Origin of the sequence: Vibrio sp. VP6, assembly GCF_028823755.1 — a bacterium.
In the GTDB taxonomy this organism is placed as follows: Bacteria; Pseudomonadota; Gammaproteobacteria; order Enterobacterales; family Vibrionaceae; genus Vibrio; species Vibrio parahaemolyticus.
This window is the reverse complement of record NZ_JAPEID010000053.1, coordinates 19,773-27,226: the sequence shown is the minus strand read 5'-3', so window position 1 is coordinate 27,226 and position 7,454 is coordinate 19,773. Positions and strand designations below refer to the sequence as shown.

5 protein-coding genes are annotated in these 7,454 nt (G+C 45.9%); 2 read left to right on the top strand and 3 right to left on the bottom strand.

Annotated features, from left to right (window positions below; translation table 11 throughout):
* Together OU793_RS22125 and tal are read right to left on the bottom strand one after the other, a co-directional pair.
* The coding region (locus OU793_RS22125; RefSeq protein WP_274647838.1) for a transketolase at positions 1 to 1,139 on the bottom strand (1,139 nt) is incomplete at its 3' end.
* 123 nt (positions 1,140 to 1,262) lie between these two features.
* Complete coding sequence (gene tal / locus OU793_RS22120; protein WP_005463537.1) at positions 1,263 to 2,213, bottom strand: transaldolase; 951 nt, start codon at positions 2,211 to 2,213, stop codon at positions 1,263 to 1,265.
* A gap of 466 nt (positions 2,214 to 2,679) precedes the next feature.
* On the opposite strand from tal, the gene OU793_RS22115 reads away from it, so the two are divergent.
* Together OU793_RS22115 and OU793_RS22110 are read left to right on the top strand one after the other, a co-directional pair.
* Positions 2,680 to 3,681 (top strand): sugar-binding transcriptional regulator, encoded by a 1,002-nt coding sequence (locus tag OU793_RS22115; RefSeq protein WP_005463541.1) that lies wholly within the window; start codon positions 2,680 to 2,682, stop codon positions 3,679 to 3,681.
* A 131-nt stretch (positions 3,682 to 3,812) separates the two neighbouring features.
* Complete coding sequence (locus OU793_RS22110; RefSeq protein WP_025623728.1) at positions 3,813 to 5,105, top strand: glycoside hydrolase family 18 protein; 1,293 nt, start codon at positions 3,813 to 3,815, stop codon at positions 5,103 to 5,105.
* A gap of 41 nt (positions 5,106 to 5,146) precedes the next feature.
* Here OU793_RS22110 and OU793_RS22105 read toward each other — a convergent pair whose 3' ends face one another.
* Positions 5,147 to 7,438 carry an EAL domain-containing protein gene (locus tag OU793_RS22105; RefSeq protein ID WP_140102996.1) on the bottom strand — a complete coding sequence of 764 codons (2,292 nt, stop codon included), beginning with the start codon at positions 7,436 to 7,438 and terminating at the stop codon, positions 5,147 to 5,149.
* Positions 7,439 to 7,454: the final 16 nt, after the last annotated feature.

The window sequence follows — 7,454 nt, the reverse complement described above, 5'->3', positions numbered from 1 at the left end:
AGGTCAGCAGAGCCGCCCATGAATTCAGGTAGTAGAGCACCAAATGCCTCTAGAGCGTTTTGAGATGCTTTACGTGACGCAATGTTTGCTGGGTTTGCTTGAAGATCTGCAATGATTTGGCTTGCTTTCTCTTCCCACTCTGCTGGAAGTTCACCGTTTACGCGGCGTTTAAATTCAGCTGCCAGCTCAGGGTGCGCTGCTTCATAAGCTGCAAATTTCTCGTTCCACGCTGCTTCCTTAGCTGCGCCTGTTTCTTTCGCTGACCATTCTGCGTAGACTTCCTGCGGAATTTCAAAAGGACCGTGCTCCCAACCTAGTTCTTTACGTGTCGCTGCAATTTCTTCAGCGCCTAGTGGTGCACCGTGACAGTCGTGTGAACCTGATTTGTTTGGTGAACCAAAACCGATGATAGTCTTAGTACAGATTAGAGTAGGGCGAGGATCCGCTTTTGCAGCTTCAATCGCTGCGTTGATTGCGTCAGCATCGTGACCGTCTACTGCTGGAATTACGTGCCAGCCATAAGCTTCGAAACGCTTAGGTGTATCGTCAGAGAACCAACCTTCAACGTGACCGTCGATAGAGATGCCGTTGTCATCCCAGAATGCGATCAGTTTGCCTAGGCCTAGCGTACCAGCAAGAGAACATGCCTCGTGCGAGATACCTTCCATTAGACAGCCGTCGCCCATGAACACGTAAGTGAAGTGGTCAACGATGTCGTGGCCTTCTTTATTGAATTGCGCTGCTAGCGCTTTCTCAGCCATTGCCATACCAACAGCGTTGGTGATGCCTTGACCTAGAGGGCCCGTTGTTGTCTCGATACCAGGAGCGTAGCCGTACTCTGGGTGACCTGGAGTCTTAGAGTGAAGCTGACGGAAGTTTTTCAGATCATCGATAGATAGCTCGTAACCGCTCAAGTGCAGTAGTGAGTAAATTAGCATTGAGCCGTGGCCGTTAGACAGTACGAAACGGTCGCGGTCTGCCCATTCAGGGTTTGATGGGTTGTGGTTTAGGTGAGAACGCCAAAGAACTTCAGCGATATCAGCCATACCCATAGGTGCGCCTGGGTGGCCAGAGTTAGCTTGTTGAACACCGTCCATGCTTAGCGCACGGATTGCATTTGCTAGGTATTTACGATCCATAGTGATTACTTCTCGATAAGTGTTTAAATAGAGGGAACTCGTATAAACAAGTTCAAATAGAAAATCTTGAATGAGCGCTGATGCTAAAAGCGAGTAGACGGGCTACTCGCTCTTGGTAAGCAATTAAAGCTTAGCTTCGATCATCGCTTCTAGTTTGCCTTGGTCAACTGCGAAGTTGCGGATGCCTTCTGCCAGTTTCTCAACAGCCATTGGGTCTTGGTTGTGTTCCCATAGGAACTCAGCGTGAGTCATTGGTGCTGGACGCTCAGCTGCGCCTTTAGAATCAACTAGCTTCTCAACCACTTCACCTTCTGCAGCTTCTAGTTCTGCAAGTAGAGCAGGAGCGATAGTTAGACGGTCACAACCAGCAAGTTCTAGGATCTCACCGATGTTGCGGAAGCTTGCGCCCATAACAACCGTTTTGTAGCCGTACTCTTTGTAGTAGTTGTAGATCTTAGTAACAGACAGTACGCCTGGATCTTCTGATGCTTCAAAGTCGCGGCCTTCTTTCGCTTTGTACCAGTCCATAATACGGCCAACGAATGGAGAGATTAGGAATACGCCCGCTTCTGCACAAGCACGCGCTTGAGCGAATGAGAATAGAAGAGTCAGGTTACAGTTGATGCCTTCTTTCTCTAGGATTTCAGCTGCGCGGATACCTTCCCAAGTAGACGCCAGTTTGATAAGGATGCGGTCGTTAGTGATGCCAGCATCGTTGTACATTTTCACTAGTTGGCGTGCTTTCGCTACGCTGCCTTCCATATCGTAAGATAGGCGAGCATCAACTTCTGTAGAGATACGACCTGGGATAGTTTTTAGGATTTCTTTACCGATGTTTACTGCAAGCATGTCACAAGTGTCTTGAACTTGTTGAGCTTTATCGTTGCTCTGTGCTTTAGCGTATTCGATTGAAGCATCGATTAGAGGTGCGTACTCTGCGATTTGAGCTGCTTTTAGGATAAGAGAAGGGTTAGTTGTTGCGTCTTCTGGCTGGTACTTTTTGATTGCATCAATTTCACCAGTGTCTGCTACTACAGTCGTTAGTTTACGAAGTTGCTCTAACTTGTTGCTCATAATCGATCATCCTATATAAATGGGCTTAAGCGTGGTTTTTGTTGCCACAGCTTGTGCATTTGCAAGCGAGTTAGCTAATCGTCTCATCGCGTTTAATGAGACATCTGCTCAGCCAACTACGGAAAATTTCGTTACCGAACAAATGCTATGAACATTTGTTCGATAGCTGAGTAAATGATGTGTTCATATTTATCCTATCTATGCCGAAAGTCAATCGGTGAAATCGACTTATAGTGAACTTCATCAACGTTTTTTTACTGTGTGTTTAGCGGTTAACCCAAATAAACGTTTGCCCTTATTGCTCAATGCTTGAGCGTTGTTAGAAATAGCAAAAAACCGTACTGAGAAAATGTTATTGCAGTGAGCAAATGTTGCGTTTAAATTGATGGAGAACATATGCTAAGTCAATGAGCAGATGCTCACTTATTGCATACAATGTCGGGCCTCTTAAACGACGAGAGTAAACATGAGCAGTTCTAACCAAGATATTTCCATTGAAAACACGGATTTGTTGACAGAGATCTCCGTTGCCTACTATCAGGACGGTGCGACTCAGGAAGAGATATCGAGAAAATTTGCCATTTCACGCGCGAAGGTAGGGCGAATGCTCAAACAAGCGCGTGATGAAGGCATCGTTGAAATCACCGTTAAATATCACCCGGTATTCAGCGCCAAGATTGAGCAACGTTTGATCGAGCGATTTGGCGTAAAGCGCGCGCTTGTCGCTCTTGACCAGCCGAATGAAGAAGCGCAGCGACTGCAGGTATCGGGATTAGTATCCAATTATCTCACCAGTACGCTTAAAAACGGCATGGTGGTGACCGTTGGACAAGGGCGTAACGTCTCTTCTGTTGCTCATCATATTGGGGTGATCACCCCACGAGACTGCAAATTTGTGTGTGGTATCGGCGGTATTCACCCACGTGGTGGTATGTACAATGCTGACCACATTTGTCGTCAGTTAGCTAAAAAGTACGGCGGAACGTCCGAAACGCTTTACGCGCCGGCTTATGCAGAAAACCGCGAGCAAAAAATGGCGTTCATGCAGAATGCGACCGTCAAACAAACGCTCGATTTGGCACGTAAAGCCGATGTTGCTTTAGTCGGTATTGGTGATATGAGCGAAAACAGCTACATGGTCGATCTAGGGTGGTTTACACCAGATGAAGTGGTTCAATCCCGACTAAAACAAGGCGTAGTAGGGGACTTTGCGGGTTATGACTTCTTTGATATTCACGGTAACGTTGCCAACACCGTAATGAGTGACCGTGTCATTGGCCTTGGAATTGAAGAGTTTCGGCCAATCGCAGAAGTGATTGCTATCGCTGCTGAAAACAGTAAACCGCTTGCATTACTTGGTGCGTTACGTACCGGTGCAATCGACGTGATTGCTACCAGTGTAAGCAACGCTTTGACAGTATTGAACTTGGATGAGCAGATGCACGGTAACGCGGCATCTGAGAGTTAGCACAAATAATATGCAACTTATGTAATCAGGCTGCGAGGATTTATAAATGACTCGCAGCCTGATTTCGTTTTCAAGTTAAAAATATTCTCTAGGAGTAGCTTTAAATTTGTACACCTACTCTGGAGAAAACAATGAAAAAGACACTTCTTGCTGCACTAATTATGGGGATAACTGGTGCGGCGCACGCCGAGCAAAAAGTCGTAGCGGGTTACTTTGCGGATTGGCAGTACGCGAATGCAGAAAACCCATACACGGTGAAAGATATTCCCGCCGATAAACTGACACATGTGATTTACGCGTTTCTCAGTATGTGCGGTCCTCATACCGGTGCCTCTGAAACGGTGCAAAACCTAGTAGCTAAACAATGCGAAGGAAAAGATCCCTATACGGCGATCATTGTCGATACCGAAGCGGCACTGGAAAAGAACTTTGGCGCTGTCTCAGTTAACGTGCCATACAAAGGTCACTTCGCTCAACTTGCCGAAATGAAGAAACAACATCCTGATCTCAAAATTCTTCCTTCTTTTGGTGGTTGGACAATGTCCGAACCGTTCCATGCTATGGCGAAAAACAAACAAGCGATGGATCAATTCTCAAAAAGTGCCGTTGAGTTGATTGCTCAATATGATTTCTTTGATGGCATTGATCTGGATTGGGAATACCCAGGCGGTGGCGGTTTAACAACGTCGCCTTGGAACCCAGATACCAAGCTTTCTGATGAACAAAAAGCGTCTGAGCGTGAGGCGTTTACCTACTTGGTGAAAACCATGCGTGCAGAGTTAGATGAACTCACAAATCAAACCAAACGTGAATACGAGCTTTCTACGGCGGTAGGCGTTGGTCCAAAAGCGGCAGGTATCGATTGGAAAGCAGCAGAACCGTACCTAACCAACATGTTTGCGATGACGTATGACTTTCTTGGTGGGTGGGGGCAACAAACTGGCCATACTACCAACTTGCACGCGACAGAGCGAAGCTGGTGGGGCATGGGCGCAGACGTGTTCATCAACCAGATGATCGAGCTGGGTATTCCAAGTGAAAAACTGGTGATTGGCGCTGCATTTTATGGGCGTGGCTGGCAAGGTACTAAAGACTTTTCGGGTGGCTTACCAACGCAAAATCTCGTATCCGAGCAAGGAGCGCAGTTTGGTACGGGTGAGAACGGCTATTTCATGTTCTGGGATTTAGTGAAGAACTATGGAGCGAAGCAGGGCTACGAGTACAATTATGATGAGCAATCCCAAGCGCCGTACTTGTGGAATCCTGAAAAGAAAGTTTTTATCTCTTACGAAGATCAACGCTCGATCAAAGCCAAAGCAAATTGGGCGAAACAGGCGAACTTAGGTGGCATTTTTACTTGGGAATTGTCGGGTGACCCGAAAGGCGAGCTTGTTGAGGTGATGTACCAAGAAATGCAGAAATAAACGGAAATCGTGGTTTAAAACCGACATCACTAAAGCCATCGTTAATCTATGATGGCTTTTTCTTCTTTATTGTCTTTCACAAAGCTAACAAGTTGGTCAAAAGAGAGTGGCTTGGAGTAGAAATAACCTTGAATCAAATCACAGCCACACGCTTCTAATTGGTCGCGTTGTCGTTGCGTTTCGACCCCTTCGGCTAAGACTTTCATTTCGAAGTTTTTGCCAATAGCGATGATGTTTTTCACCATATTCAGCGCTTTTTTATCGTGCTCAATATTGTCGACAAAGCTCTTGTCAATTTTAACTTCATCAATCGGCAATGTTCTCAACATGCTTAGTGACGAATAGCCCGTTCCGAAATCATCCAATGAAATCTTAAAGCCCAAAGCGTGCAAGCGCTCGCAAGTCGGAGAGAACTTTTCTAGATCTTCGATAAACAAGTTCTCGGTAATTTCTAACGTGATTCTATTGCAATCAAGATGGTATTTGTCCATCGCCGCCATCAAGCGCTCTATAAATTTGGCGTGCAGGAACTGCTTGACGGAAATATTGATCGACATCTGAATTGGAGTGGCAAGGTGGGTTGTCAGTAAGCCCATATCTTCAAGGCTCTTTTCGATGATCAACTCACCCAATCGCACCATCAAACCAGAGCTTTCAGCGACAGGAACAAATTCGTTAGGTGGCACTTTGCCCAGTTCCTCGTCTTCCCAACGAACAAGCGCCTCAACACCATAAATCTCGCTATTAATGTTTAACTGCGGTTGATAAGCCATAAACAGCGTTTGCTTCTCAATCGCAAGCCTCAGACGTTGCTCGACTTTCATCTTGTGCAGATGACTTGCTTGCATCTCCTGATTAAACAGACTGTACGCATTACGCTGTTTCTTCGCTTGATACATGGCGATATCTGCAGAAAGCAGCAGCGCGTCTAAGTTGTCGCCGTGCATTGGGTAGAACGCAATCCCAATGCTGCAACTGAGCAGAAACTGGTTATCGCTAACGTTATATGGTTTGGAAAGCGTTTGAATCAGCTCGCTTGCTAGATCTTTGATGGTATCTTCATCAGTTCGATTAACGATAAAGATGAACTCGTCGCTTGCCTCACGGACGATCAAACGACCTTCGCCCGAAAAGTGGTTAAGGCGAGTCGAGATCTGTTTTAGAACTTCGTCACCAAATTCGTGGCCGTGTGTGTCATTGACCGATTTGAAGTTATCGATATCAATGAACATTAAGGTGAACGGGTTACTGCTGCCACACATCCAACGTTGAATGTTGGAACGTAAATACTCGCGATTAGGTAGGCGAGTTAGATGATCATGACAAGCTTGGTAAAGCAAACGCTCTTTGGTTTCGTGTTCATTGTTAGCGATTGAGCGAAACAGCGCATAAAACGCTGCTTGAACGATCAGAAAGACGATGCAGTAAAACGCAAATTGGCTGTAAAAGCCGCGCTTGATGAAGCCCAAATCGGTCGACGACGCCGCCCATAACCCATAATCAGGAAGGTATTTGAGTGTGATTAATTCATTCAAACGTTGGGTGTCGACGACGACATTGATTGCTCGGGTTAGCTGTTTTACTTGGTCGGTATCCCAGCCGTAGTCTTGCTGGATTTGATCCAATAAGGCTTGTTTATTTAAATCATCGGCGGGCTTTTGATAGTCCTTGATCGTGGTGTCTTCAGATGAGCTAAACGTAAGGTAGCCGTCGTTTCTAATTAGGGACACGCGATTGTGTTCATTAGCATGAATGTCGTTACGAAACACTGACGACGTATTCATGTTAAAGCCAGCCGTCATTACCGCTTGTACTACGCCATTTTTATCTGGAATCGCTTTACGAATGGGAATAACTAACGAGTCTTGCGCTTCCATAAAGTAGGTTCTGCCGATCACCATGCGATCGGAGTTCAACGCTTCAAGGAAGGTCTCTCTGGTCAGCGGATCTTGCTTGAGATTGTGTAGCTTTTCCAAAATCAAGTTCGAGCTAACGGAAATGTAGTCGCCGTTGGGATTGGTCAAGCCAAAACCGATGATCGCCGGATGAATGTTGAGAAGTTTATCTAACATTGGGCGAGTTTGAATGGCCGCGGTACGAGTGAAGCTATTTTGCTCCACCAGTTGATGACCAACGACTTCTAGCAGCGATTCTTGCCCTTTTAAAAGTGACTCAACGGAGGAAGCAAACAGCTCCAATTGTAGGAGCTGTTTGTCTTTGTATTTGTCTAACGTTGCTTGGTAGTGGTAATAGCCGAATAGCGAAAATGTCACGATACTGACGGTGAGCAGCATCATGTAAAGAGTCCAAATGTTCTTCTTTAATCCGACCATATTGTTTTGATAACCC